This window comes from Granulicella mallensis, assembly GCF_014203225.1.
GTDB classification, from domain to species: Bacteria; Acidobacteriota; Terriglobia; order Terriglobales; family Acidobacteriaceae; genus Granulicella; species Granulicella mallensis_A.
Genome location: NZ_JACHIO010000015.1, coordinates 139,305 through 163,934 on the forward strand (window position 1 = coordinate 139,305; position 24,630 = coordinate 163,934).

The following is a 24,630-nucleotide window of genomic DNA, read 5'->3' on the forward strand; positions in this document are numbered from 1 at the left end:
CTTCGAGGATCTGCAAATCCAGATGCAGCAGCCAACGTACTAGCTGAGGATAGACTGGCGCAAAGACAAGGACAGACAGAGACGTGACGAGAAAGGTGTCCGGGGCGGCCACATGGACGTTACACCCATGTGCCCCCCGGTTTTGGTCAACGCTTCGATTCCGCCCGCTGCAACTCCGTCAAGGTGTCCGCAGCGGTCGTTCTATCACCGTGCCCGCTGCTGATCTTGCGGAAGAACACCCTACCGTGACGATCGATCAGGAAGGTCGAAGGATAAGCAGTCTCATGCGGCGCATCCCAACGGAGGCCATACTGATTCGTGAATTTGTAGTCAGGGTCAATGACGAGATGGATATTTTCGGGCAGAGGATTCTGTTTGGCCAGAAACTCTTTTGCATGCAGGTCGAGTTCGGCAGGGGGCCCCGGATAAACCAGTAGTACTTGTGCGCCAGCGCTTGCAAACCCACCGGCGTTCTCCACAAAGTCGTGAACCTGACGGACACAATAAGGGCATTGATAACCGGGATATCCACGCAAAACAATCAACACCACGGATGCTTTCTCCGCGAAGCCGGAGAGCATGACTGGCTTGCCTTCCGGCGTGGATAAGGCGAAATCCGGCGCCTTTTGTCCTATGTCCGGTGTCTGAGCTAGAGCTAGAGAGAGTTGAGAACCAAATAACAAGCCGAGCGTGAGCATAATCCCAAACTGCCTTCGTAGCATACGTCTCCTCCGGATCTTGCAGCGATGCATGTTGGAGCCGATTCTTCGCCAAAGGTTACAGTGCAATTCAGATTCACTGAGCCGCAGCCTCAACCTCTTTAGGGTTACTGCAAAGGCGTTGAGGCAACAACTAGGTGAGCGAACAGGATAGCGAGTACTCGCGCCCGCGCAGGGCGGCAGGGAACGCACCGGGCCCGGAATGGCTCCGTTCGAACACGCGCTCCCCCCGTAGCCAGGTGGAGCGCACCACGCCGCGCAAGGTCTCCCCCATGTAGGGCGAGATCGCATGGCGATAGTGCAGCAGCTCAGGCACGACAGTAAAGCTCGCAGACGTATCGAAGGCGACGAGGTTCGCATGCTTGCCCGGCTCGATGGAGCCGACCTCTGTGCTCAGTCCCGCGAGCCGAGCGGGCGCGGCCGAGGTCCACTCGGCCAGTTGCAGGAGCGAGAGCCCACGCCGCTCGCACTCTGTCCAGAGCAGGGGCAAGGCAATCGAAAGCGACGCGATGCCGCCCCAGGCCTCGTCGAACCGCCCGGTCTCTTCGCCAAGCTGCGTCGCCTCAAGCCGCTTCATAGCGGGCGGGCACGGGGAGTGGTCGGTTACGATCAGGTCGATCGTCCCCTCGCTCAGAGCCTCCCATAGCGCCTCGCGATTGGCCGCGCTGCGAATCGGCGGGGCGCACTTGAACAGCGTGGCTCCATCGGCAATCTCCTCGGCGGCGCAGTGGAGATAGTGGGGGCACGTCTCCACCGTCACCGGCAGGCCCTCGCGCCTGGCTGCCGCCAGCATCGGCAGAGCCTTCGCGGTGGAGAGATGCACGATATGCAGGCGGAACCTGTAGGTTCGGCAGAGTTCGAGCAGCATCTCGATGGCCTCAAGCTCTGCCTCATCCGGCCGCGAGGCGAGATAGGTAGCGTACCGGTGCCAGTCGGCTCCGGAGGAGTTGAGGTGCGCGACGGCGGTGTTGATGGAAGGCTCAAGCTCGGCGTGCACCAGCAGCGGCAGCCCGGTGCGGACGATATGCGGAAGCGCGAGCTCCAGGTTGGCACGGTCGATGGCGGTGAAGCCGTCGCAGCCGGGATAGATCAGGAAGCTCTTGAAGCCGGGCACCCCGGCCAGCGCCAGCGGCTCGAGCTCGTGCTGGTTGCCGTCGACCGCTCCGCCCCAGAGCGCGTAGTCGACCAGGCACTGTCCGCGAGCGGCCTTGCGCTTCGTCTCCAGGGCATCGACGTCCGTTGTCTCGGGCAGGCAGTTCAATGGCATGTCGACGATCGTCGTAAAGCCACCGGCCGCCGCAGCGCGAGTGGCCGTGGCAAAGCCCTCCCACTCCGTGCGGCCGGGTTCGTTGATGTGGACATGGGTGTCGACGAGGCCGGGCAGCAGAGCGAAGTCGCCCAGGTCCTCTACGGGTATATCGGATGCGAGCTCGGAGGCGGGCTTTATAGCGGCGATGCAATCACCGTCAATGACGACGGCTGCATCGCGCAGACCCTGGGGGGTGATGACGCGTCGCGAATGGAGAGCATGTACCATGAGGCTGATTAGAGCAGCATCGCAGCTACCTGGGCATCGAAAAAATATTGCAATGTGGTTTTCATTGGGTGAAAACCGCGCAAATACCCCTCTTTCGGCTCTACACTTATAACTTACTTACATGCTGCTCCATGTCCTAGGATTCAGGGGCTGAATGGAAACGAATCGATGCAGGGAAGTCCTGAGTTTATGCAGCAGGCTATTCAGCTTGCGACCGATAACGTTGTCAGCGGCCGCGGCGGCCCGTTTGGAGCCGTCGTCGTCAAAGACGGCAAGGTGATCGCCACGGGCGCCAACCAGGTGACGGCGACGAACGATCCAACCGCGCACGCCGAGGTCACTGCGATCCGCAATGCCTGTACGGCCCTGGGGCACTTTCAACTGGAGGGCTGCGACGTCTACTCAAGCTGCGAGCCCTGTCCGATGTGCCTGGCCGCGCTCTACTGGTCGCGCTGCCGTGCCATCTACTACGGCAACTCCGCGGCGGATGCAGCAAAGGTCGGGTTCGACGACTCTCGCCTTTACGAAGAAGTGAAGAAGCCTCTGAGCGAGCGCACGATTCCTATTGTTTGCATGCTGCCCGAGCAGGCCTGGGAGAGCTTCGTTGTGTGGGAGAAGAGCCCGTTCAAAGTGGATTATTGATTACCGGAATTCAGGGAGAAAAATGACGGCAGAGCAGGAAAACGGTAACGGAACAACGGAGAAGGTTTTGCGCGTAGGTTTGCTCGGTTTTGGAACGGTCGGAAGTTCCTTCGCCGAGGTGCTCGCTGCCTCGGGAGCACAGGATGTGCGCATTACGCATATCTTCAATCGCGACGTCGAGCGCAAGCGTTCGCATGCACGCGCAAGGTTTGTGCCTGCCGATGCCGTGTGGACGGAGCGCGTCGAAGACGTGCTCGAAGCAGCGGACGTAGATGTCGTCGTCGAACTGATGGGCGGGCTCGATCCCATCGAAGGCTGGCTGCGTTCGGCGCTGAATGCAGGCAAGCATGTTGTAACAGCCAACAAGCAGCTCATCGCGTATCGCGGGGCGGCACTCTTTGAGCTTGCGGCGAGCAAGGGCGTGCAACTGCTCTACGGCGCGGCGGTAGCGGGCGGGGTGCCGGTCATTCCGGGGATGTCGCAGGGACTGAGCGGTGACCAGATCACGCGCATCAGCGGCATCGTCAATGGGACGTGCAACTTCATCCTCAGCTCGATGGAGGCCGGCGCGGACTACGAGGAGGTGCTGAAGACAGCTCAGAAGCTGGGCTATGCCGAAGCGGATCCCTCGGCCGATGTCGATGGCTTCGATGCCCGCGCCAAGCTGTGCATCCTCGCGCGGATCGCGCTGCGTGCCGAGATCAATCCCGAAGAGGTTCCCGCGCAGAGCATCTCCCAGATTTCGGCTGTCGATTTTGCCTACGCGAAGGAGCTTGGCTGCACGGTGCGCCAGGTGTCGCGTGCCCAGATCGACGGTGACAGAATTAGCGCCCGTGTCGGCCCGATGCTCGTACCGAAGAACTCGCCTATCGCGTGGTCACATGGCACACAGAACATGGTAGTCACCAGTGGTCGCTTCGGCGGCGATGTGGTCTTCAGCGGCCACGGAGCTGGCGGCCATCCGACCGCCGTTGCCGTGATGAGCGATGTGCGCGCAGTGGCCGAAGATAGTCATGCCGTCCGCCTGCCCGCAAAGAAGGTCGAGGTTTCGGGGGGTGTCATCGCGCCGCACTACCTGCGCTTCGTCGTGGCGGACAGGCCGGGCATCGTTGCGGCGATAGCAGGCGCGCTGGCGAAGTTCGGAGTCAATATCGATTCCATCCTGCAGCATCGCGGATTCGGCGGCGACAGGCTGCCGTTCGTGGTGACCACCGAGCCCTGCAACAGTGCGACGCTCGATAAGGCCATTGCGGAGATTGGCACGATGGATTTCATGTTGGAGCCGCCGTTGTGCCTGCAGATCCTTGTGGTGGATGATCCGGATACGGACTAGCAGGATTGGCTGGTCAGATATCGGCGTCTGGTTGCGTCAAGGGATGTCATTATTGCAATTGACTTAAGGTGCGCTGTCCCATTGCGCGAAGCGCGTTCCCTGACGCTAAAGCGTCAGGGAACGCGCTTCGCGCTATTCGCAACTCATCACATTAGGCTTAAAAACAAAGGCCCTCACCTCGTGAGGGCCTTTGCTTTTAAGCCTGGCGAATTAGTACTTCGGCAACGACTTGTCGATCTTCTCCGCCCACGCGGTGATACCCCCCACGAGGTTGGAGACATTGGTAAAGCCGTTCTCTTTCAGGATGAGCGAAGCCCGCTGCGAACGTGCACCGGACTTGCAATGAACCACGATCTCGGTGTCCTTCGGGATCGTCAGTTCGCCGATACGCGAGGCAAGCTGGCCGACCGGAATCAACGGAGCTCCGATATCCACGATGGCGTATTCATGCGGCTCACGCACGTCGAGAAGGAACGGTTTATCGCCGGCATCCAGACGAGCCTTGTACTGCTCGACGGAGATCTGGGGAATGCCCTCCACCTCGGGAAGATTGGCAACGGCGCTGAAGCTGGAGACCTCAAGCGGGCCGGTCTCTGTAGGCTTCGGGATACCGCAGAACTGGTCGTAGTCGATCAGCTCTTTGATCTCGTGAGTGCCGCAGGCCGGGCAGTCGGGGTTCTTGCGCAGCTTCAGCGTACGGAAGCCCATGCCCAGCGCATCGACCAGGAGCAGACGGCCGATCAGAGGCTCGCCGATGCCGAGGATCAGCTTGATCACTTCGGTAGCCTGGATAACGCCGACGAGACCCGGCAGAATGCCGAGCACCCCACCCTCCGCGCAGGAGGGCACCAGGCCCGGCGGCGGCGGTTCGGGGTAGAGGCAGCGATAGCAGGGGCCTTCCTCGGTGGCGAACACGGAGGCCTGTCCCTCGAAGCGGAAGATGCTGCCGTAAGCATTGGGCTTGCCGGTGAGGACGCAGGCGTCGTTGACCAGGTAGCGCGTCTGGAAGTTGTCGGTGCCGTCGGCGATGACGTCGTATTCCTTGAAGATCTCGAGCGCGTTGGCGCTGGTGAGCATCGTGTTGTGCTTCACGATGTTCGTGTTCTTGTTCAGGCCCTTGAGCATCACCTCGGCGGAGTCGACCTTGAGCATGCCGACGGTGGCCTGCGAGTGGATGATCTGGCGCTGCAGGTTCGACTCGTCCACGACGTCGAAGTCGACGAGCCCGATGGTGCCCACACCCGCGGCGGCGAGATACAGCGCCATCGGCGCACCCAGACCGCCGGTGCCGACGCACAGGACCTTCGCGGCCTTCAGCTTCTGCTGGCCCTCCATGCCCACCTCGGGCAGGATCAGGTGGCGCGAGTAACGGGCGATCTCTTCGTTAGAGAGCTTCGGGAGTTCGGTAGCGGTTTCGGGGGCTTCGAGTGTAGCGTTCATGGTGTCCTTCAAGTTTAGCTGGCTACGGTCGCCAGAGAGCAGATTCCCTCAGAATGACCGAAAAAAGCAAAGGCCTACAGAGAACAGATGCTCTCAGTAGTGCTTGCGATTCGATGGGTAGAAGGAGGGGGGTGGGGTGTTCGCGCTGGTTAGCGACAACAACCGCCGGCAATGGAAGGGATAATCGTCAGTTCGTCGGTCGCCGAGACGGCGGTCTCTTCCTTGGCCGGAAGGTAGCGAACATCGTCGTCGTTCAGGTAGACATTGACGAAGGAGCGCAGCTTACCCTCGGGGGTAAAGAGGTGCTGCTGCATGGCCGGATGCGCCGCAACCAGCGCGGCAAGCCCTTCGGTGACGGTCGTGCCTTCTACCGACACAGATTCCTTCTTGTCGGTGTAAGCACGCAGCGGTGTGGGGATATTGATCGTCATTACTTTGATTATCGCCTATTCCACCGCGATGGTTTGCGGCTCAAATGCCTTGTCGTCCTCACCCTTGCCGGTCAGCAGGAAGGAGTTGGTGATCTTTGCAGCGCCCTTTTCGACCGCCGTGATGACATAACTGCAGCCGAACCAGTGGGCTTCGGCGAAGTCGGTCGGTGACCACTGTGCCGGGTGGTCGGGGTGCGAGTGGTAGAAGCCGACGATGTCGTATCCGGCCTTACGGCCCTCGCGCTGCGCCTTGATAAGCTCCTGTGGAGCAATGTGATAGCGGTTGTGCGCGGAGTCGGTGCGGGTGTTGCCCGCGCGAACCAGGGCGGCCACGTGAAGGCCCTCGTCCGAGGTCTTGCCCAGCATGATGCCGCAGCACTCGTGCGGATAGGTCTCCTCGCCGTGGGCGCGGAGTTCGTCGTAGAGCTGCTGCGAGAGCTTCAGGCTCATTCTGTGTCGCCCCCTAGATTTTCCGAAGACTCGGGATGCTGTTTCTCCGTCCAAAACCGTTCAGACAGGTACTTGTCCGCCGAATCGCAGAGGATGGTCACAATCACTGCCTCACGGCCGGCCTTGGCCTCCGCTTCGGCGACATCCAGAGAGGCCGCCACCGCCGCTGCCGCCGATACTCCGACCAGCAAGCCTTGCGTGCGGCCAAGCTGCTTGGCCATTAGGTAAGCCCGTTCGGTGGACATCGCGATATTGGCATCGGCCAGGTGCGGGTCGTAGATCGGCGGAACGATCGCCGTTTCCATGTGCTTGAGCCCTTCGAGGCCGTTGAACGGCGAGTCCGGCTGCATGGAGAGGCACTTGATCTTCGGATTCAGCTCGCGCAGCCGCCGCGTGGTGCCCATGAACGTGCCGCTGGTGCCCAGTCCGGCGACGAAGTGCGTAATCGCGCCTTCGGTCTGCTGCCAGATCTCGTTGGCCGTGCCGTAGTAGTGCGCACGCCAGTTGTTGTCGTTGCCGTACTGGTCGGCGTAGTAATAGCGGTCAGGCTGTTCGGAGGCCAGCTTGCGGGCCTGGCGAATCGCGCCGTCGGAGCCGTCAGCGGGATCGGTCCATACGATTTCAGCGCCATAGGCATGCAGGATGCGCTTGCGCTCCGGCGAGACATTCGACGGCATACACAGCACGACAGGGAAGCCCAGGGCCGCGCCCAGCATCGCATAGGCGATGCCGGTATTGCCCGAGGTGGCGTCGAGCAGGGCCTTGCCGGGGGTGAGCAGCCCTTTGCGCTGGGCATCCGAGACGATGGCCGAGGCTGCGCGGTCCTTTACGCTGCCGCCGGGGTTCGCCCACTCGGCTTTGCCCAGAATCTGGACGCCCGGCAGGTGCTGCGTCAGGCGGTCCAGCCGCACCAGCGGCGTGTTGCCGATGCGGTCGAGAATCGTGGTTCCAAAAGTTTTTACAGGTGCAGAGGTCATGATTAATCGTTTATTCGGTCGCTTCTTCCGGCCTGCGATTGAAGCCGCTGGTGCCGATGTGCGACAGTTGATTTGAGTCTAATGGAACTCCGCCGGTCTGCAACCCAAGGATCGCTGCGGCAAAACGAGATTGCAGGTCTGAAGATCCGATGGCAAAGACAAAAAAGTTACCTACCTTCGATGAAGTACTGTCCTCCCTCGGCAACGAGAGATTTGATGTCGCACCGGCCGGTGCGGGTGCAAACCACGGTTCGGGAGCGTATCGCGTGAGCAAGTACGGCTGCGCGGCGGAGATCGCCCAGGGGCCGGACAAGGACGCGCCGCTGCGCATCGTCTCCCGGCCGGGCTTCGTGCTCGGCGGCGAGATCGCGCGTCTGCTCGACCGCGGCTACCAGAAGTTTTTCAAGACCAGCCGCCTGGAGATTCCGGCTACCGCCGACCATCTGCGCGACATCCACAGGTTCAGCGAAGAGCTGAAAGAAGCCGCCGGCGCCCAGACCCTTTACAACGAGGCCCTGGGGACCACCAGCGACAGCTACATGTACGACCGGGTCAAGGGCCGCGAGTAGACGGTTTAGGCCGCGATTGAAGCTGACAGGCGAACTCCGAGTGCGTGCATGACTTTGAGTACCGTGCCGAACTCTGGATTGCCTGTGTCGCTCAGTGCACGGTAGAGAGCTTCTCGTGAAATGCCTGTATCTTTGGCGAGCTGCGCCATGCCGCCACGGGCACGCGCGACCGTACCAAGGGCCTTTGCGATATATCGCGGGTCGTCGCTCTCTAACACTTCGGTCAGGTAAGCCGAAATTGTCTCTTCATCGGTCAGATAGTCTGCGACATTGAATGGTTCTGTATATATGGCCATAATCACTCCCGTCGATTTGGGATGCCAGTGCATACTGTAACCCATAGGTTACTTCGGCGCGAACGCTTTACCGTCGCCGCGTCTGCGCCCTTTGCCACTCCCGATAGGCCTCGCTCTTGCCAATCCCGCGAGACTTGGCCACACGCTTAAGCGCATCCATCTCGGAGATCTTTTCGCCGATCATCATCGCCGCGACCTCTTCGGCCAGTGTCGGTTGCCCCGTTGCAGCCTCAGCTTCCGAGGCCCCTCCCGCCGATTCCCCCGCAAGGAGCAATACCATCTCGCCGCGCACGCTGGGCCGTGAACGAAGCTCCGCCAGTAGCTCTGAGGCCGTGCCACGAAGAAACTCCTCATGCAGCTTGGTCAGCTCACGCGCCAGGGTGACACGCTTCTCCGAGCCAAAGACCGCAACAACGTCCGCCAGGGCATCGACGATGCGGTGCGGCGTCTCATACACGATGTGCGTGGTCGCCTCTTCCGCGTGGGCCATGGCAGAGCGCAGCGACTCCAGCGCCGACCGCCGCTGGCCTTCTTTGGCCGGCAGGAATCCATGAAAGCTGAAATGCTCCGAGGGCAGCCCACTGGCGATCAAGGCGCTCAGCGCGGCGTTTGCGCCGGGAATAGGAAACACATCGATCCCCGCCGCAATGGCTTCGGCAGCAATCGTCGCGCCGGGATCGGCGATGCCGGGCATACCGGCGTCGCTGACGACGGCGATACGGCCACCCGCTCGCAGGGCCTCGATCAACTCGCTCGCCCGCGCATTTTCGTTGTGCAGGTGATAGCTCACCGTCGGCGTCCGAATCCCAAAGTGGCCCAGTAGCTTCGCTGTCTGTCGCGTGTCTTCACAGGCGATGCGATCCACCGAACGCAGCACCCGCAGGGCGCGCAACGTAATGTCCTCAAGATTGCCGATAGGCGTAGCCACCAGATAAAGCCCCGGCGCCAACGGCTTGTCTATCGACTCACCAACCCGCTGACCCGCTGACTCGCTGACTTGCTGACTCGCTGTTTCACTCACGACCGCTCCTGTGCCTCGCGGGCCGGGCGTGTCAGCTTCATCTGCTGCACCGCGCGCGAGAGGCTTTGCGGCGTAAGGATGCCCAGGATCGCTCCGTCTTCGACCACGGGAATAAATTCACTCGCTCCTTGAGAGCCTGCCCGCCGCAGCGCGACCACGAGCTTTTCCGAAGGCGATGCCAGTTGCAGGCCGCGCGTCATGACACCCTGCAGATAACTGTCTCCCGTCGCCTGCAGGTGGTCCGCAATCGTCTGCCGCGAGACCGACCCCACCAGACGGTCTCCACGCACGACAGGGAAGACGTCCTGCAGGCTGTGCAGGGTGCGATCGAGCGCTCCCTGCAAGGTGTCCGAGCTCGACAGCAGAGTGAACTCCGTCAGCATGACATCCCTTACCAGGATGGTGTCGTCGTTGGCGTTGAGCGTCTGCCGAGCCTGCATCTGGGCTCCGAACAGGGCAAGGCAGCCGAACAGGAAGATCCATAGATTCATCAGCACGATGCCGGCCACCAGCATCGCAATCGCGAGCGCGGTGCCCAATCCAAAGGGAGGCCTTGCCGCCCGCGGTGCCGGAGCGGCGTTAGCACCGGCCGTGCGCGAACGCAGTATCTGCGTCGAAGGCAGGGCTGCGGTGGGCAGCAGGTTGACCGCACCCATCGCGAACTGCGTCCACACAAAGCTGCGCAGGATGTGGCCGATGGAGATCCAGGGCTGCGCCAGCAACGGTACATGCGGATCGATGGAGTAGCTCAGCCCCAGCAGCAGCAGGCCCATGCCGAAGTTGGCCAGCGGCGCGGCCATTACGATGGCCTGCGTTGGGCCAGGAGCGCCGTCTTCGCGCGGAGCCATGGCCATGACACCGCCGACGGGCAGAAGAAACAGGGCACGCAGGTGCATGCCAGTGTAGGCCGCTACGATGGCTCGCGCTGCCTCACGCACCACGACAGCGAATACCAGCGCCAGCCAAAGGCCAAAGCCGCGTAGCGGACTGCCGGTTGCGGCGATGGAATAACCCACTGCCAGCGCCAGCAGCACCGCGAAAGAGATGTGGATTCGCAGGTCGACACCCATGAACCGGCCAACCGGAAACGAAAAACGCAGCATAGCCTCCATTGTAGGCTCGCTGTATCCTCGGAGACGATGCGCGTTATCGGTGGGAAGTTTCGGTCAAGAGTTTTGCAGTCGCCACGAGGGCTTGCCACGCGTCCTACCAGCGACCGGCTCCGTGAAACTCTGTTTAATATTCTTGCGCTGCGTATTGAGGGCGCTCGCTTCGTCGACCTCTATGCGGGCTCCGGCGCCGTAGGGATCGAAGCCCTGAGCCGTGGCGCACAGTTCTGCTGGTTCGCCGAGAAGGCTCCTGCTGCTGTCACTGCTATTCGTACCAATGTCGCAGCGTTGAGGCTCCAGGGTGGCTATGCGATTGAAGACCGCAGTACCGGACGTCTCCTGCACGGGATGGTCAAAAATCTGCATGTAGCGGATATTGTCTTCCTCGATCCACCCTACGAGGCTGCCGAAGACTACAGCACAACCCTGAGCTTCCTCGCACAAAATCAAGCGACGCTGCTGGCCGAGGGGGCGGTCGTCATCGCGGAGCACTCCCGCAAGAAGCCACTCTCGGAAAGCTACGGAAACCTTGTCCGCACACGCGTTCTCGAGCAAGGCGATGCAGCTCTGAGCTTCTACAGCCTCTCTTCGCTGAGCTCCTCATAGCTCTTAGCTGAATCCATCCCCGCACTACGGTGTGAAGCCGCCACCGGTATGCTCTCCGGTCCGCAGATCGATAGCAAAGGGAACATCGCGATCCGTTCGCATATTCCATCCGCTGCCGTGCAGCTTTCCGTCTGCGACTTCGCCAAGTTGCACGCCCTCCCAGCTCAGGCGTCCGCTCTCCCACAGCAATCCCTCGTTTCCGACGGCTGCAACGTGATGAAAGCCTGCCAGCAGCAGAAGGCCTTCAATCGGAGCGGCAAGAATCTGTGTCACAGGCCGCAGCGGCAGATGCAGGCAGCGCTCCGGCTGCAGCGTGTCGACGAGATAGGCATAGCCTCCGGCAACCGCGAGCAGGTCATCGCCGCGCGGGCAGGCGAACACGCCGGAGGGCAGCGAGGGGTCGCGGAACCCCAGCGCGCAGGTGGCAAGAAAGACTCCGCCGGCCGCGGGCTTCACGTTGAACAGCAGCGCGCCACGGGCCATGGCATCCTCTTCGCCGGGCACGTAGAGCGGGTAGACGAACTGCCTTGCCGGGGCAATCAGTGGAGGCGCCGCCAATACCTGTACCGACCACGTATGAGGAAACTCTTCGTGCACGATCGCGTTCATCGCAGATGCTCCCAGCCCTGCGGCGCAAGCGCGGAACGCGAGCCATCGGCTGCAATCAAGGTCACTTGAGGCGCACGGCGTTTCTTAGCGACGACACGCCCGATGACTGTAAGAGGCACGCCGCCCAGCTTGCGCGGCATCTTTACCGAAGCTTTGGCCGTGAACAGAAGCTCGTAGTCTTCGCCGCCATGCAGCGCCGCCTTCAAGGCTGCTTCAGGCTTCAGTGGTTGCGCGAGAGGATGCAGCGGAAGGTTGGCTGCGTCGATCTCCGCGTTTACGCCCGAGGCCTCGCACAGGTGGGCCAGGTCCGTTGAGATTCCATCGCTGGTATCGATGCAGGCCGTCGCCAGTTTGCGCCGGAGCAGCGCCTGTCCCGCAGCCAATCGCGGTTGAGGAAAGAGATGAGGATTCATCGACGAGGCTGTCTGGGTCTTTCCTCCACGTCCGTCCTGTACCTGCGCGAACTCCGCCGCCGCACCGCCGAGTGCCCCGGTGCAATAAATCAAATCTCCCCCGCGAGCGCCCGAGCGCCGCAACGCCTGTCCTCGCGGCGCAGAGCCTAACAGGATGATGTCGGCCAACACCTGTTCGCTGGGCGACTCTGAGGTGTCCCCACCTGCCAGCGGCACGCCATGCTGCTTGGCGAGTTCCAGCAGTCCATCGAGAAAGCCATCGAGCCAGTCTGTATCGCGAGCCACGGCACGCGGCAGGGCCAGCGAAAGAAACGCAGCCATAGGATGTGCGCCCATCGCCGCGAGATCGCTCAATCCCCGCGCCAGGGTGCGATGCCCGATCGACTGCGGCGAGTGCCAATCGCGGCGAAAGTGCCGGCCTTCGAGCGAGAAGTCCGTGGTCACCAGCAGATCTTCTCCCGCACGAGGACGCAGAATCGCGCAGTCGTCGCCGATGCCCAGACGCAAGGCCGTTGACGCTCCTCCGCCAGTCCGTCGGCGAATGCGTTCAATCAGGGCGAGTTCGCCGCCTTCGTGCAAGGGCGTTGACGAACTCCGAGGATGCGAGATGCGAGGCATGTCTTCTCAGGATACTTCGCAAGTTTTGTTTTGAAGGGGCGGCGCTTCCAGGCTACGGAAACCCTTAGCTGAGAAGAGCGTCTTGATCTTTAGGGCCAACGGCCCGTTTCATACCAGCCTGGGGTGGAGCGCAGCAGCGAGCGATTTCTAGCTCGCTGCAAGAGTAGCCCCAGGTATAGGATGAACAAGAAAGCAGAGGGCTGTAAGCCCGATTCATCGTGCAGGCATGATGAGTCGGGCCTACAGCCCTCAACTTCTTACTCCTGCACGTGACCTGGGGCGTCGCTCCCCGAGCCACCACGCTATCGCGTGCCGTCTCGGGTTTGCTTTGCCCCAGGCTGGTATGAAACGGGCCAACGGCCCTAAAGATCAAATAGGGACTTTCCACAGATGCTGAAGCCCCGCCCCTTCAAAAAAAAATCTGGCGAAATCTGGGATGTGGCTTGATGACGCACTCTGAACTTCGACGCCGGAGGAGACGACCCGCAGTCGTACGATAGACTCGCAGGCACGCTGCCGCGATCTCTCCAGACTCTTCCCTTTGAGGACTTATGCACCGAAGACTGTCCCTGTTGTCTGCCTGCCTCTGCCTCTTGTTTGTTCCGCTTGCTGTCTACGCGCAAAAGAATCCGATTGCGCTGACGGGCACCCTGGTCATGCCGCAGGAGGTCATCCCGCAGGGCACGGTGCTCATCCAGAACGGCCGCATTCTCGCCTCGGGCGCAGACGTCAAACTGCCTGCCGGGACGAAGGTCGTACGTACGGAAGGCATCATCGCGCCTGGCCTGATCGATCTGCACAATCACCTTACCTGGAATATCTTCCCGCGCTGGAAGCCGGTTCAGGAGTTCGGCAGCCGCTATGACTGGCAGCAAAAGCCCGCCTATAGCGTGCTGATGGCAGTGCCCCACAACGCCCTGGTCAAGCAAGGGCTGGAGTGCGAGATGGAGCGCTACGCGGAGGTCAAAGCGATCTCCGAAGGCGAGACCAGCGTCACCGGCAGCCTGCCCTCTCCCTGCGTGAAAGGGTTGGCCCGGACCCTCGATTACGACCCGGAGTTGCAGGGCTCTTTCGGCAAGATCATCTACAACGTCTTTCCCTTCCAGATGAGCGAGCAGGAGCTGGCTGACGTCACAGCAGCGCTTTCAGCCCAGCCCCGCGGTGCGCTGCTCATCCACGTGGCGGAAGGAGCGCCGAACGACGCCTCGGCCGCGCGTGAGTTCATGCAGCTCAGGGGACGCGGCCTGCTGCGGCCCGGCGTCTCGCTCATCCATGGCGTTGCACTGAAGCCTGCAAACTTTGCGGAGATGGCGAAGCAGGGCGTCGGCTTCATCTGGTCTCCGCGAAGCAACATCGAGCTCTACGGCGATACCGCCAACGTTGCCGCCGCACGGGCCGCGGGCGTACGCATGGCCCTGGCCCCGGACTGGAGTCCGACCGGCAGCGACGGCCTTCTCGGGGAGCTGAACTATGCCTCGGTCTGGAACCAGGGGCAGTCTCCGGCCCCGTTCACGGAGCGCGACCTGGTCCTGATGGCCACCTCCAACGCGGCGGAGCTGGCCGGGTTGTCGGGGCAGATCGGCTCCCTCGCTCCTGATCATGCCGCAGACCTCCTGGTGGTCCGCAAAGAGGGGCAGGACGCCTACTGGACCCTCACTCACTCCACCCCGCAGGACTTGCAGCTCGTCCTGATCGGCGGCGATCCCCTGTACGGCGATCCTGTTCTGCTGCAACAGGTTACGGGAAATCAAGGGGAGCGTCTCAAGGTGTGCGGCACGTCAAAAGCGGTCGTCGTTGACGGCAAACCGTTTGCGGAGACCGAGAAGACGCTCGATCACGCTCTCCATCAGTTTGGGCGGCACCTGGCTCCGCTGTCGGAATGCGGGAATTAAAGCCGCATTTGAGATGCCCGTGACCAACCCAGGGTTGCCGCAAGAGTCCCACTCCCCTAGAATAGGGAGTGCTGGTTTGCGGTATCCCTGAAAGCGGGCCTGAGCTTTTCAAAGCCGTTTCAAGGATTACCCCAGTCGTGTAAACTGCGATTGCAGTCGCAATAATCTCCGGCCTCCGAGTGATTTGTTCCTCACCTCAAGAGTTCGGGTTCGAGGCCGTCATCGTTTTGAAGAAGCGCTACATCGTATACGTCACACGCGGAGAGAACGGCACGGTAGACCGTGTCCTGATTCCTATGCGCTACGTGACTGTGTTCGTAGCGTCGGCCATCGTCGGTATGTTTACCATCGCGGGCATGGCGGGTTCGTACTCCCGGATGCTGGCCAAGGCCGAGACGACTAACCGCCTGCGCGATGAACTGGCGCTTACCCGCAAGGACTACGCTCACCTCGAAAAGACCGCGCACGAGAAAGATGTGCAGGCGGCCAGCCTTGGTTCCCTGGCCAGCGAGGTCTCCGCGATCTATGGTCTGACGGCGGGCAAATTCATGCTGTCGCACGGCCTGCACACGCCGAAGACCGTTGTTGCCGACTCCGCGAAGGCTCCGCTGAAGGATGACTCCACCGATCTCACGGACGACAACTACTACAAGTCGCTCGACACGTTTTACGCTCTGCGGAGCACGGCTGCCCAGGGCCTGGCGGCACGGAACCTGGGACAGGGACTTGATCAGAGCCTTGGTGCTCGTGGCACGTTGAACGGTTTTGCCGGTCTCGATGCTGATTCGAACCTGTTCAACATGCCCGATATGTGGCCCATCCTTGGGCCGATCACCAGCGGCTTCGGCGAGCGCATCGATCCTGTGCTGGGCATGGGCATTGGCGAGTTCCATAAGGGAGTCGATATCGGCTCCCCCGATGGCACACCGGTGCACGCTCCTGCCGAAGGACGCGTCATCAAAGCAGGCATGGGCTCAGGCTATGGCCGTGAGATCGAAATCGACCATGGCAATGGCATCGTTACGGTGTACGGCCATCTGCAGGGCTACAACGTGACCGAAGGCCAGACAGTGGCAAAGGGCGAGGTCATCGGCTTCGTCGGCCACAGCGGCCACGCGACCGGCTCGCACCTGCACTACGAAGTCCAGGTTCGCGGCACGGCGGTAAACCCGCACAAGTATCTGCGGACGACCATGGCACAACTCGGTGGCGGACCGACCGGCGGCCTGTAAATACCTGTAAAGCCATCAAAGGAGTTCTGTGCGTCACTTCGCTCGACTCGTCCTTTGTCTTACGCTGTCAGGGCCTTTTCCGCTTTTCTCGCAGACAGTAGTTGTTCCTGCGACCCAATCCACGCTATCCCGGCACTATGAACCAGGCGAACGCCTTGTCTACAGAATGCACGGCATCAACGAAGGCCATTCCTCCACCCGCCGGTACGATGCTCTCGCAACGGGACTCGTCATAAAGGACGCCTCGGGAAACTTCATCGAGCAGTTTCACTGGTCGGACGTACATAGCAACGGCGAAACCTTCACCCTCTCTCCCGAAAGCCAACAGCTTCAACAGACTGTCTCCCTCGATCCGGGCCACCGTCTTGCCATGCCCAGCCTCACGACGGTGCAGCCGGCACTCATCGGCCCCATTGCTGACCTGCTCACGTTCTACGCCGATGTCCAGCTCGCGATGCGGCAAAAAGGCCTTATCCATGTGGGCGATCATGTATTCGTCAAACGCAGCATCCCCAACTCCTGGGCGTACGGCACTCGTGTTCTTCTCGGTCAGGATGTTATCGACTTCGACATCACGTTGCAGTCGGTCGACGAGGCCACGCACACGGCCATGCTGATCGTGCGCCACGTTCCTCCCGCGGAGCTTCAGCTCAAATTGCCCGCTGCGTGGATGCTCAAGCCCGTCGGCTCTACGCCGAACAACTGGGTGCAGGTGGAAAAGACCGAGGAGGGGAAGTACATTGCCGGCATCGGTCACGAGACCTTTGAAGCCGACATCAAGATTTCGCTGCCGTCGGGCCGCATCCTCTCCACCACCATGGACAACCCTGTAGATGTCCTGGAGCGGACGTGCGATGACGCCGACCTGGCAACCTGTGGTGAACCCTCGAGCTACCGCATCCGGCGCCAGATCAGCCTGGACGCTCAGCCGAATTAGCGCGAACTGCGTGGCCCGCGAGCAATCAACGTCGCCACATACCCCGCGCCAAACCCATTGTCGATATTGACCACCGTGATATTCGGCGAGCAGGCATTCAGCATCCCCAGCAGCGCCGCGACGCCTTCAAACGCCGCCCCATAGCCGACACTCGTCGGCACGGCAATCACCGGTGCTTCAACCAGCCCACCCACCACGCTCGGCAACGCGCCTTCCATGCCCGCACAGCAGACGATGACATCGGCCGCCCGCAGCTTGTCGAGCTGCGCCAGCAGACGCTGCAACCCAGCCACGCCCACATCGGTGATGCGTGTCACTTCGGCCCCGAAGATCTCCGCAGTCACCGCGGCTTCCTCCGCAACCGGCAGATCGCTGGTGCCCGCGCAGAGGACTGCGACGCGTCCCTGCACCGGTGGAGCGTTCTGGGCCAGCGTAATGCAGCGCGCAAGTTCGTGGTGCTGCGCCGCAGGCACGGCTTCATGGACGGCGGCGAAGTGCTCCTGCGAGGCGCGAGTAGCAAGCACGCTCACGCCGCTCGCAGCGAGCCTCCCGAAGATGGCCGCAACCTGCTCCGGCGTCTTGCCGGCGGCAAAGACGACCTCCGGCATCCCCGAACGCAGCGACCGGTGATGATCGAGCTTGGCGAAGCCAAGATCCTCAAAGGGCAATGAGGCTAGCCTGTCGGCGACCTTTTCGGGAGTGGTTTTATTGGCTTCGAGCTGCCGCAGCAGCTCGAGCACGGCCTCACGACGCATGGCTGGAACGCGCTCCCATCAGCATTTCCACGGGCAGCAGGGCATTCATCGAACCAGAGCGATACCCCTGCGTGTCGAGCGTGACATAGGTGAATCCAGCCGCGCGAACCGCTGCGGTGATGCTGTCCAATGTTGTCAGCGTCAGCCCCTGCGCAAGCGTGCCGCGATCCAGCTCGACGCGCGCCAGCTCCCCGTGATGCCGCACCCGCACATGCAAAAATCCAAGCTCGTGCAGCGCATCTTCGGCCTGCTCGACCTGAAGCAACGCCTCGCGGCTTACGGGCCGGCCATACTCCAGACGCGACGACAGGCACGCCGAGGCGGGCTTGTCCCAGACGCTTAGATTCGCGGCCTGCGCCAGGGTACGGATCACCTGCTTACCCAATCCAGCCTCGGCCAGGGGAGCGGCTGCATGATGCTGTTCCGCGGCCTTCTGGCCGGGACGAAAGTCGCCGCTGTCATCGGTATTGCGGCCATAGGCGATGGTGGCAAAGCCCAGTTCAGCACGCAGCACTTCCATGGCGTCGAACAACTCGTCCTTGCAGTGGAAGCAGCGCTGACCATCGTTGCGCACGTAGTCGGCGCGCTCCATCTCGTTCGTCTGCAGAATGTGCAACGGGATCGCATGGGCCTCGGCAAAGGCGATGGCGGCAGCCAACTCCTTGCGCGGCAGGCTGGGCGAATCGGCGATGACGGCGAGCATGTTCGCGCCGAGCACCTCGTGCGCCTCCCACGCGAGATAGGCCGAGTCGACGCCGCCGGAGTACGCCACCATCAGGCGCTCATGCTGCGCGAGGAGGTTGCGGAGGCAGGTGCGTGCTTCGTCGTGTGGTGGTTTGTTCATCATGGTGGTGTTTGCAACAGTCGCTTTTGTTTTGCCCTTGCTTTTCTTGTTGTCATTCCGGAAGGGAATGACAACAAGAAAAGCAACAACCTTCTACTGCGCTGCCTTCTCCGCCTCGGCTAACTGCTCCGGGCTACTCAAATCACGGCGATGCGGATCATTCAACTTATCCTTCGTCGCCCAAAGCCCCGCCGAAGGCGTCGAGATATAGAACACCTCTTCTCCATCCGGCATCGTGTTCCAGCCTTCCTTCATCGTCGCCGGGTTGTAGCGCGCCTGCATCTCGGCGAGATCGGCATAGTTATACCCGACCTGCTCGATCTCCGCCTTCGTCAGGTGGCCTGGCGCGTAGGTAATGGTGAAGCGGCCCTCGCTGGAGCCGTGGATGAGATGCGCCACGCCGTGCGGAATCGCCTGCATGTCGGCTTCTGTCTTGTAGAGCGCGAGTGTGTAAGGCGTGCCCTTGTAACCATACTTGCGGATCAGCGCGTCGACTTCGGGCTGCTCGCCGAAGCGCTCAACACCCGGTGCGAGGATGAGCAGCTCACCGCCATCGGCGATCGCCATGCGCGTGCGATAGACGGCCTTGTTCGCCACCCAGGTCGCGCGGAACTCGTCAGCCTGCATTACGGCGACGACCTTCTTGATCGGCTTGTCGAAGACCGTGATGTTCTGTTCGCGGCTGCGGCGCGCGGCCTGCAGATAGGTCTCGAGATCGTCGCCGACGAAGAGCCCGCTGGTCACCAGCTTGTTCTCCTTGTCGCGCTGCATCACGATCTGGATATAGCAGTCGGGAACGTTCTTCATGTACTTCTCTTCGGCGTAGTTGAAGCACGCGCGCAACGGTGTCACCAGGCAGCCGAGGTTGTTCTCGATGCCATACACCGCGGCTGCGATGTGTGAGGCGCAGATCGTATCCTTGCCCGCGACACCGATGAAGTAGTTCTTGTTGTGGTTCGCAAAGCCCAGCACTTCATGCGGAACTACATGCCCAACGTTGATGACCAGGTCCCACTGCTCGGTCATGAGCTTCGTATTCAGGTCGATGGGGATATCCCAGTCAGCAGCGCCGCCGGTCGTCGCGTCCACATATCTTCCCGGCACCACGCCGACATGCGTGCAGCCATTGCGCCAGTCATGCGCGAAGATGCGCTCGTGCGGAATCGAGCCGAACATCCATTTGTTCTCAGCCTCGGTGTGCGGCACATGCTGTCCCAGCGTCGGGATGACCTCGACGTGCGCCCCTGCTGCATCGAGCTCGCGATAGAGCAGTTCGGTAATATGGCCCGCGCCGGAGTGCGCACGCGTAAGATCGGGCGGCAGTAGCAGGACCCGCTTGAGGTCGCCGTTGATGCGGGTGCGGGCTTCGGCGAGCAGGCGGGTGCAGGCTTCGGCGATCTGCTGCTGCGAGAGGGCGTCTTCTTCGATAGTGAACCAGGGCACGGCGGAACTCCTAAGGGTCTTTACGATCTTACGGTCTTTCAATCTGCGTCTCCGACTCTACCGAACGCTCTTACAAGAAGGCAAATTTGTAAGACAGCATGGCGAAAGGAAAGCGGCATCTCCGCGGAGCACGCTGACCGGTTTTCAATCGGTCGAGGCACCCCATCCTTGGGCGATTCCTCAAAACACCAGGGCGTGCCATCGCAACTGCGCGAAGAGTCAGGGAGCGCTTCGCGCAAATTAGCCAGGACCAGTCGACTCTTAATCGACTGGTCCTGGCTTCGATGTATGCGCTCTTGACACATATCGCAATATGCAATACATTTATTGCAATCCGCAATACACGGAGAGTAAGAAATGAAACTGTGCGACAAAATCCGGTACCTGCGCGAGGTCGAAGGCAGCCTGCGCGGTCTGGGCCGTGCGATGACCCAGGGCGAACTGGTCAAGGCGATCGCGGCGGAGATGGAAGAGTCGATCAGCCAGAGCTATCTCTCGCAGATCGAAAGCGGCGCCCGACCGCACCTCACCAACACCTCGCGGCTGCTGCTGGCGAAGTTCTTCAAGGTCCATCCCGGCTATCTGGTCGATGACCCCGAGGGTTATCACGCCGAGTTGCTCAGCGACCTGCGCGGCCTGGAGGACAAGCTCGACCTCTGGCTGATCGGCGGCGCGGAGCGTTTTCGCCGCGACCCCGAGCTGAGGCGAGCCTTGCTGGCCGTGGCGCGGCATGAGGACTCACGCGGCTGTCTGCTGCTGCTTGAAAGCGTGCTGGAGACGCCGTCGCTGGCAGAGCGTCTGCTGGAGCTGTTGCGCCCTGTGCCAAAGCTGGCAACGCGGCCGCTGGCCCTGGTGGAGCCAGCCGCAGAGAGCGCAAGTGTAAGTAAGCGTGTCACGAAGAAGAAGTCCGGGCCCCGTACGAAGTAAGGAGAGGGACGATGACAGCAGCATGGGATTGGAATGCGATTTATCTGACGTGTTTCGGCGTAGGGCTGGTACTGAGCTTCATCGCCTTCTTCGCCGGCGGCATGCACCTTCACATAGGGCACTTTCACTTTGGCGGACACCTTGGAGTGAAGGGCCACACGGGCGGTGGCGCACTCTCACCGATCAACGGGTTCACCCTGATGGCGTTCCTCTGCTGGTTTGGCGGCACGGGCTACCTGCTGCACGGTGCGAACGTCTTCGGCGTCACGCTGGTGCTGCTGTTGTCGGCGATCAGTGGCCTCGTGGGGGCGGCGGTAGTCTTCTGGTTTCTCGTCGGAGTGCTGATGCCCCATGAGCGCACGCTGGAGCCCGCCGACACGGAGATGACCGGAGTCATCGGACGCCTGAGCGGAGCGGTTCCCGCGCACGGCGTCGGCGAGATTCTGTACTCGCAGAACGGCTCGCGGCGCAGTGCTCCCGTGCGGTCGGACGATGGAATCGCCATCGAGCGCGGCGCCGAGGTGATCGTGATGCGCTACGCGCGCGGCATCGCCTATGTGCGGCGATGGGACGAATTTGAACACGGCTTGTTGGCTGAGATGCCGGGCCGTGACCTTGAGAAAGAAAGCAAGGAGCAGTAAGCCGGACTGCGCGAAACAGTGCAGCCGGTCGGGCCATAAAAAGTAAAACGTGATTGGGACATAAACGTAGAACTTGATCGGTCCATAAGAAGTAGAACCTGATTTGAGAGAGGCAGGAGATGGAAAACCATTACATAGTTGTCGGTGGGTTAATCGTTCTTGGAACCCTTGTGCTGATGGGGCTGATGGCGAAGATGTTTCGCAAAGCCGGCCCGAATGAAGCAGTCATCCGTTACGGCTTTCGCGGGCCGAAGGTCATCAAGGGCCACGGCGCGCTGATCTTCCCGGTGGTGGAGCACTCGCGGATGCTGTCGCTGGAGCTGATGAGCTTCGACGTAGCGCCGTCGCAGGACCTTTACACCAAGCAGGGTGTTGCCGTAACCGTTGAAGCCGTCGCGCAGATCAAGGTGCGTTCGGACAACGAGTCGATCATGACGGCGGCAGAGCAGTTTCTCTCCAAGACACCCGCAGAGCGCGAGGGCCTGATTCGTCTCGTGATGGAAGGCCACCTGCGCGGCATCATCGGTCAGCTCACGGTCGAGCAGATCGTGAAGGAGCCGGAGATGGTGGGCGAGCGCATGCGCGCCACCTGCGCCGAGGACATGAGCAAGATGGGGCTCGAAGTCGTGAGCTTCACCATCAAGGAGGTACGCGATAAGAACGAGTACATCACCAACATGGGCCGTCCCGATATTGCGCGTATCAAGCGCGACGCCGAGATCGCCACGGCCGAAGCCGAGCGTGACACCGCGATCCGCCGCGCAATCGCTCTGAGAGAAGCTGCAGTCGCCAAGGCTGCCGCCGACCAGGAGCGAGTGCTCGCCGAGACGATGTCGCTGGGCAAACAGGCCGAGGCGCAGCGCGACCTCGACATCCAGAAGGCGACGTTCACCGAACAGTCCCGCCGGCAGGAGGCGCAGGCCGACAAGGCGTATGAGCTGCAGACCAACGTCATGCAGCAGAAGGTCATCGCCGAGCAGGTGAAGGTGCAGCAGATCGAGAAGGAAGCGCAGGTCAAGGTACAGGAGGCCGAGATCCTGCGTAATGAGAAGGAACTCATCGCGACTGTCCTGAAGAAGTCGGAGATCGAGGCGCAGCGCATTGGAAACATGGCGAACGCCGAGAAGGCGCGCATCGTCGCTGAGGCGGAAGGTAGGGCTCAGGCCATCCGTACCCAGGGTGAAGCGGAGGCTTCGATCATCTTCCAGAAGGGCGAGGCGGAAGCCAAGGCTATGAACATCAAGGCCGAGGCCTATCAGGAGTGGTCGCAGGCTGCGGTCGTCGACAAACTCATCACGAACATGGCGGATGTCGTTCGCGCCATGAGCGAGCCTCTGAGCAAGGTGGACAAGATCACCATCGTGTCCACCGGCGACGGCAAAAACGTCGGCGCGCACAAGCTCACCGGTGAGATGACCGAGATCGCAGCGCAGGTACCCGCGCTCTTCGAGGCTCTCAGCGGCATGAAGATGAGCGACCTGATGGGCAACATCAAGCAGATGACGCAGCGCCCGAACGGCGGCACGTCCGATGTTCCACCCACGATCGAAGGTGATCGCAAGAGTGAATAACCGGCACGGCGCGCGAGACAAACGTCTCTCGCGCCGTCGCTTATACAAGTTGTTTTGAAGGGTACGGCCTTTAGGCCGTACGTAAGTAACTACACTCTGCGGCGCGGCTTTAGCCGCTGAGGGAATGACGCAAGCACGCCACAGATTTACGGCGGGACCACAAGCCCTGCGCTTTCAAAGCAAAGAAGAAAAGGAGAACCGTCATGGCACTATCGCTAATGGAAAGAGTAGCAACCCTGCTGCGCGCAAACGTGAACGATCTGATCGACCGCGCCGAAGACCCCGAAAAAATGTTGAAGCAACTGGCTCTCGATATGGAGAATCAGTTACTCCAACTGAAGACGCAGGTAGCAATTGCGATCGCCGACAAGCACCTGCTCGAAAAGAAGAGCAAGGAGCAGTCGCAGACTGCCGTGGATTGGCGCTCCAAGGCGGAGCTGGCGGTGACCAAGGGCAAGGACGACTTGGCCCGTGCCGCGCTCGACCGTGCCCTGACCCACGAGAAGATGTCCGGGGACCTGTTGCACCAGGTCGAAGAGCAGACCGAAGAGGTTGAAGGGATGCGCATGACGTACAACAAGCTGCAGGGCAAGTTGAAAGAGACGCAGGCCCACTGTGTGTTGTTGATCGCGCAGCATCGCCGTGCGCAGATGGCGGGCAAGGCCATCACGGCGCGTGAGGCGGCGGAGCAGGTGGCTGTAAGCCTCGGTCGAGGCCCGGCGCTTGACCGCGTCAAAGCCCGCATCCAGAGCGCCGAAGCGCATAACTACGCCGGCAAACAGATGCTCGAAGACGACACGCTGGAAGACGACTTTGCAAAGCTGGAACGCGACGAAAAAGTCGAGCGGCTGTTGGGCGAGTTGAAGGAGAAGCAGGCCCACATGCTGGAGGCCGGCTGAGTCTTTTGGGTGGTTTGCCTGGAGGGCTGTACGCGCGATTCATTCATGGCAGCAGGATGAGTCGCGCGTACAGCGATCGCTGTCACGACGCCTGCAAAGAACCTTTTCAAATGGACCATGGGGAATTGATATGGATTTTCCCGGTAACAGTATCGAGTTGCATGTAATCGCTCTACTTGCGCTGATCGCGGTATTGTTTCAAGGATATTCCGCAAAGCCTTTCAGCGTTAAGCACGATGGAATGGTGCCTGTGCATGCGGCCGCGCGGAAGGGTTCCCTGCCGCAGGATTCATCCATGGGACCGGAATATCCACGGTTCAAGCAAGGTATATGGCTGGTGCAGATAACGGATGGCTCCGGAAACAAACTGGAGCCGAAAGAAGAGGAGTTTTGCGGCTCACTGGAATATGTAAATCTCTTTCCTCACGTTGCGCACAAGTCTAAAAAACAGGTGCTTATGGACCCGGAAGGTGGGCTCTTTCAACGCTCCCGAAGCCTGGGAAGCGGAAAATTTCTGGTGGAATTCAAAGATAATTCCTTCGAGGGGAACTCAAGGCTGGAGCGGCATACCGTTACAGCCGACAACGGAACAGCGTTTACAGACTCCGCAGTGATGCTGCTTGATCAAGGGCACAAGAGCAAAGTGTTTGCCGAAGCCAGTTGGCAAAGGCGTTGCTCCCAATAAAGTCCGTCCTTTAGTCGGGCTTCATTGGGACCCG

General features: G+C 61.1%; 26 protein-coding genes. 12 read left to right on the plus strand and 14 right to left on the minus strand.

Annotated elements, in window-relative coordinates:
- Nucleotides 1–146 precede the first annotated feature (146 nt).
- Together HDF15_RS17575 and allB are read right to left on the minus strand one after the other, a co-directional pair.
- The gene (locus tag HDF15_RS17575) at nucleotides 147–722 is read right to left on the minus strand and encodes a peroxiredoxin family protein (RefSeq protein ID WP_260331161.1); all 576 of its coding nucleotides are present in this window, start codon (nucleotides 720–722) and stop codon (nucleotides 147–149) included.
- 130 nt (nucleotides 723–852) lie between these two features.
- The gene (allB, locus tag HDF15_RS17580; protein ID WP_184257848.1) at nucleotides 853–2,256 is read right to left on the minus strand and encodes an allantoinase AllB; all 1,404 of its coding nucleotides are present in this window, start codon (nucleotides 2,254–2,256) and stop codon (nucleotides 853–855) included.
- Nucleotides 2,257–2,424: 168 nt separating this feature from the next.
- Between allB and HDF15_RS17585 the strand changes: the two genes are divergently transcribed.
- Both HDF15_RS17585 and HDF15_RS17590 read left to right on the plus strand, forming a co-directional pair.
- Complete coding sequence (locus HDF15_RS17585) at nucleotides 2,425–2,898, plus strand: nucleoside deaminase (RefSeq protein ID WP_184257850.1); 474 nt, start codon at nucleotides 2,425–2,427, stop codon at nucleotides 2,896–2,898.
- Between the two features lie 22 nt (nucleotides 2,899–2,920).
- Nucleotides 2,921–4,231: a homoserine dehydrogenase gene (locus HDF15_RS17590; protein WP_184257852.1), complete on the plus strand. Its 1,311-nt coding sequence runs from the start codon at nucleotides 2,921–2,923 to the stop codon at nucleotides 4,229–4,231.
- 210 nt (nucleotides 4,232–4,441) lie between these two features.
- On the opposite strand, the gene moeB is transcribed toward HDF15_RS17590, so the two are convergent.
- The 4 genes from moeB to HDF15_RS17610 form a co-directional block, all read right to left on the minus strand.
- Nucleotides 4,442–5,671 (minus strand): molybdopterin-synthase adenylyltransferase MoeB, encoded by a 1,230-nt coding sequence (gene moeB, locus HDF15_RS17595; protein WP_184257854.1) that lies wholly within the window; start codon nucleotides 5,669–5,671, stop codon nucleotides 4,442–4,444.
- A gap of 149 nt (nucleotides 5,672–5,820) precedes the next feature.
- Nucleotides 5,821–6,102, minus strand: a complete 282-nt coding sequence (locus HDF15_RS17600) for a MoaD/ThiS family protein (protein WP_184257856.1) — start codon at nucleotides 6,100–6,102, stop codon at nucleotides 5,821–5,823.
- 15 nt (nucleotides 6,103–6,117) lie between these two features.
- Complete coding sequence (locus HDF15_RS17605; protein ID WP_184257858.1) at nucleotides 6,118–6,552, minus strand: Mov34/MPN/PAD-1 family protein; 435 nt, start codon at nucleotides 6,550–6,552, stop codon at nucleotides 6,118–6,120.
- Nucleotides 6,549–7,529, minus strand: a complete 981-nt coding sequence (locus HDF15_RS17610; RefSeq protein ID WP_184257860.1) for a PLP-dependent cysteine synthase family protein — start codon at nucleotides 7,527–7,529, stop codon at nucleotides 6,549–6,551. Before HDF15_RS17610 ends, HDF15_RS17605 begins: the two co-directional genes overlap by 4 nt.
- A gap of 149 nt (nucleotides 7,530–7,678) precedes the next feature.
- Between HDF15_RS17610 and HDF15_RS17615 the strand changes: the two genes are divergently transcribed.
- Nucleotides 7,679–8,098, plus strand: coding sequence for a hypothetical protein (locus HDF15_RS17615; protein ID WP_184257862.1), 420 nt, complete (start codon nucleotides 7,679–7,681; stop codon nucleotides 8,096–8,098).
- Between the two features lie 5 nt (nucleotides 8,099–8,103).
- Here the strand turns inward: HDF15_RS17615 and HDF15_RS17620 are convergent, their stop codons facing one another.
- From HDF15_RS17620 to HDF15_RS17630, 3 genes are all read right to left on the minus strand, one after another.
- Nucleotides 8,104–8,394, minus strand: a complete 291-nt coding sequence (locus HDF15_RS17620; RefSeq protein ID WP_184257864.1) for an addiction module antidote protein — start codon at nucleotides 8,392–8,394, stop codon at nucleotides 8,104–8,106.
- Nucleotides 8,395–8,461: 67 nt separating this feature from the next.
- On the minus strand, nucleotides 8,462–9,355 hold the full coding sequence (rsmI, locus tag HDF15_RS17625) for a 16S rRNA (cytidine(1402)-2'-O)-methyltransferase (RefSeq protein WP_184257916.1): 894 nt from the start codon (nucleotides 9,353–9,355) through the stop codon (nucleotides 8,462–8,464).
- Between the two features lie 56 nt (nucleotides 9,356–9,411).
- On the minus strand, nucleotides 9,412–10,518 hold the full coding sequence (locus HDF15_RS17630) for a CBS domain-containing protein (RefSeq protein ID WP_184257866.1): 1,107 nt from the start codon (nucleotides 10,516–10,518) through the stop codon (nucleotides 9,412–9,414).
- A 36-nt stretch (nucleotides 10,519–10,554) separates the two neighbouring features.
- Here HDF15_RS17630 and rsmD point away from each other — a divergent pair, with 36 nt between their 5' ends.
- Complete coding sequence (gene rsmD, locus HDF15_RS17635; RefSeq protein ID WP_184257869.1) at nucleotides 10,555–11,130, plus strand: 16S rRNA (guanine(966)-N(2))-methyltransferase RsmD; 576 nt, start codon at nucleotides 10,555–10,557, stop codon at nucleotides 11,128–11,130.
- A gap of 24 nt (nucleotides 11,131–11,154) precedes the next feature.
- Here the strand turns inward: rsmD and HDF15_RS17640 are convergent, their stop codons facing one another.
- Both HDF15_RS17640 and thiL read right to left on the minus strand, forming a co-directional pair.
- The gene (locus HDF15_RS17640) at nucleotides 11,155–11,739 is read right to left on the minus strand and encodes a hypothetical protein (RefSeq protein WP_184257871.1); all 585 of its coding nucleotides are present in this window, start codon (nucleotides 11,737–11,739) and stop codon (nucleotides 11,155–11,157) included.
- Nucleotides 11,736–12,770, minus strand: a complete 1,035-nt coding sequence (gene thiL, locus HDF15_RS17645) for a thiamine-phosphate kinase (protein ID WP_184257873.1) — start codon at nucleotides 12,768–12,770, stop codon at nucleotides 11,736–11,738. Before thiL ends, HDF15_RS17640 begins: the two co-directional genes overlap by 4 nt.
- A gap of 551 nt (nucleotides 12,771–13,321) precedes the next feature.
- Between thiL and HDF15_RS17650 the strand changes: the two genes are divergently transcribed.
- The 3 genes from HDF15_RS17650 (at nucleotide 13,322) to HDF15_RS17660 (ending at nucleotide 16,831) form a co-directional block, all read left to right on the plus strand.
- Nucleotides 13,322–14,662: an amidohydrolase family protein gene (locus HDF15_RS17650; protein WP_184257874.1), complete on the plus strand. Its 1,341-nt coding sequence runs from the start codon at nucleotides 13,322–13,324 to the stop codon at nucleotides 14,660–14,662.
- A 227-nt stretch (nucleotides 14,663–14,889) separates the two neighbouring features.
- Nucleotides 14,890–15,894, plus strand: a complete 1,005-nt coding sequence (locus tag HDF15_RS17655; RefSeq protein ID WP_184257876.1) for a M23 family metallopeptidase — start codon at nucleotides 14,890–14,892, stop codon at nucleotides 15,892–15,894.
- A 28-nt stretch (nucleotides 15,895–15,922) separates the two neighbouring features.
- A complete protein-coding gene (locus tag HDF15_RS17660; RefSeq protein ID WP_184257878.1) occupies nucleotides 15,923–16,831 on the plus strand; it encodes a hypothetical protein in 909 nt (302 codons plus the stop codon).
- Here HDF15_RS17660 and larB read toward each other — a convergent pair.
- From larB to HDF15_RS17675, 3 genes are all read right to left on the minus strand, one after another.
- The gene (gene larB, locus HDF15_RS17665; protein WP_184257880.1) at nucleotides 16,828–17,586 is read right to left on the minus strand and encodes a nickel pincer cofactor biosynthesis protein LarB; all 759 of its coding nucleotides are present in this window, start codon (nucleotides 17,584–17,586) and stop codon (nucleotides 16,828–16,830) included. The genes HDF15_RS17660 and larB overlap by 4 nt on opposite strands.
- Nucleotides 17,576–18,430: an ATP-dependent sacrificial sulfur transferase LarE gene (gene larE, locus HDF15_RS17670; RefSeq protein WP_184257882.1), complete on the minus strand. Its 855-nt coding sequence runs from the start codon at nucleotides 18,428–18,430 to the stop codon at nucleotides 17,576–17,578. The genes larB and larE overlap by 11 nt, the downstream gene beginning before the upstream one ends.
- A 93-nt stretch (nucleotides 18,431–18,523) precedes the next feature.
- Nucleotides 18,524–19,915, minus strand: a complete 1,392-nt coding sequence (locus tag HDF15_RS17675) for a lactate racemase domain-containing protein (RefSeq protein WP_221314487.1) — start codon at nucleotides 19,913–19,915, stop codon at nucleotides 18,524–18,526.
- A 315-nt stretch (nucleotides 19,916–20,230) separates the two neighbouring features.
- On the opposite strand from HDF15_RS17675, the gene HDF15_RS17680 reads away from it, so the two are divergent.
- From HDF15_RS17680 to HDF15_RS17700, 5 genes are all read left to right on the plus strand, one after another.
- Nucleotides 20,231–20,800, plus strand: a complete 570-nt coding sequence (locus tag HDF15_RS17680; RefSeq protein ID WP_184257884.1) for a helix-turn-helix transcriptional regulator — start codon at nucleotides 20,231–20,233, stop codon at nucleotides 20,798–20,800.
- Between the two features lie 11 nt (nucleotides 20,801–20,811).
- Nucleotides 20,812–21,441, plus strand: coding sequence for a hypothetical protein (locus tag HDF15_RS17685; protein ID WP_184257886.1), 630 nt, complete (start codon nucleotides 20,812–20,814; stop codon nucleotides 21,439–21,441).
- Between the two features lie 119 nt (nucleotides 21,442–21,560).
- Nucleotides 21,561–23,012, plus strand: a complete 1,452-nt coding sequence (locus tag HDF15_RS17690; RefSeq protein WP_184257887.1) for a flotillin family protein — start codon at nucleotides 21,561–21,563, stop codon at nucleotides 23,010–23,012.
- A 203-nt stretch (nucleotides 23,013–23,215) separates the two neighbouring features.
- Entirely contained in the window at nucleotides 23,216–23,911 is a 696-nt protein-coding gene (locus HDF15_RS17695; RefSeq protein WP_184257889.1) for a PspA/IM30 family protein, read from the plus strand.
- Between the two features lie 130 nt (nucleotides 23,912–24,041).
- On the plus strand, nucleotides 24,042–24,596 hold the full coding sequence (locus HDF15_RS17700) for a hypothetical protein (RefSeq protein WP_184257891.1): 555 nt from the start codon (nucleotides 24,042–24,044) through the stop codon (nucleotides 24,594–24,596).
- The last annotated feature ends 34 nt before the right edge of the window (nucleotides 24,597–24,630 follow it).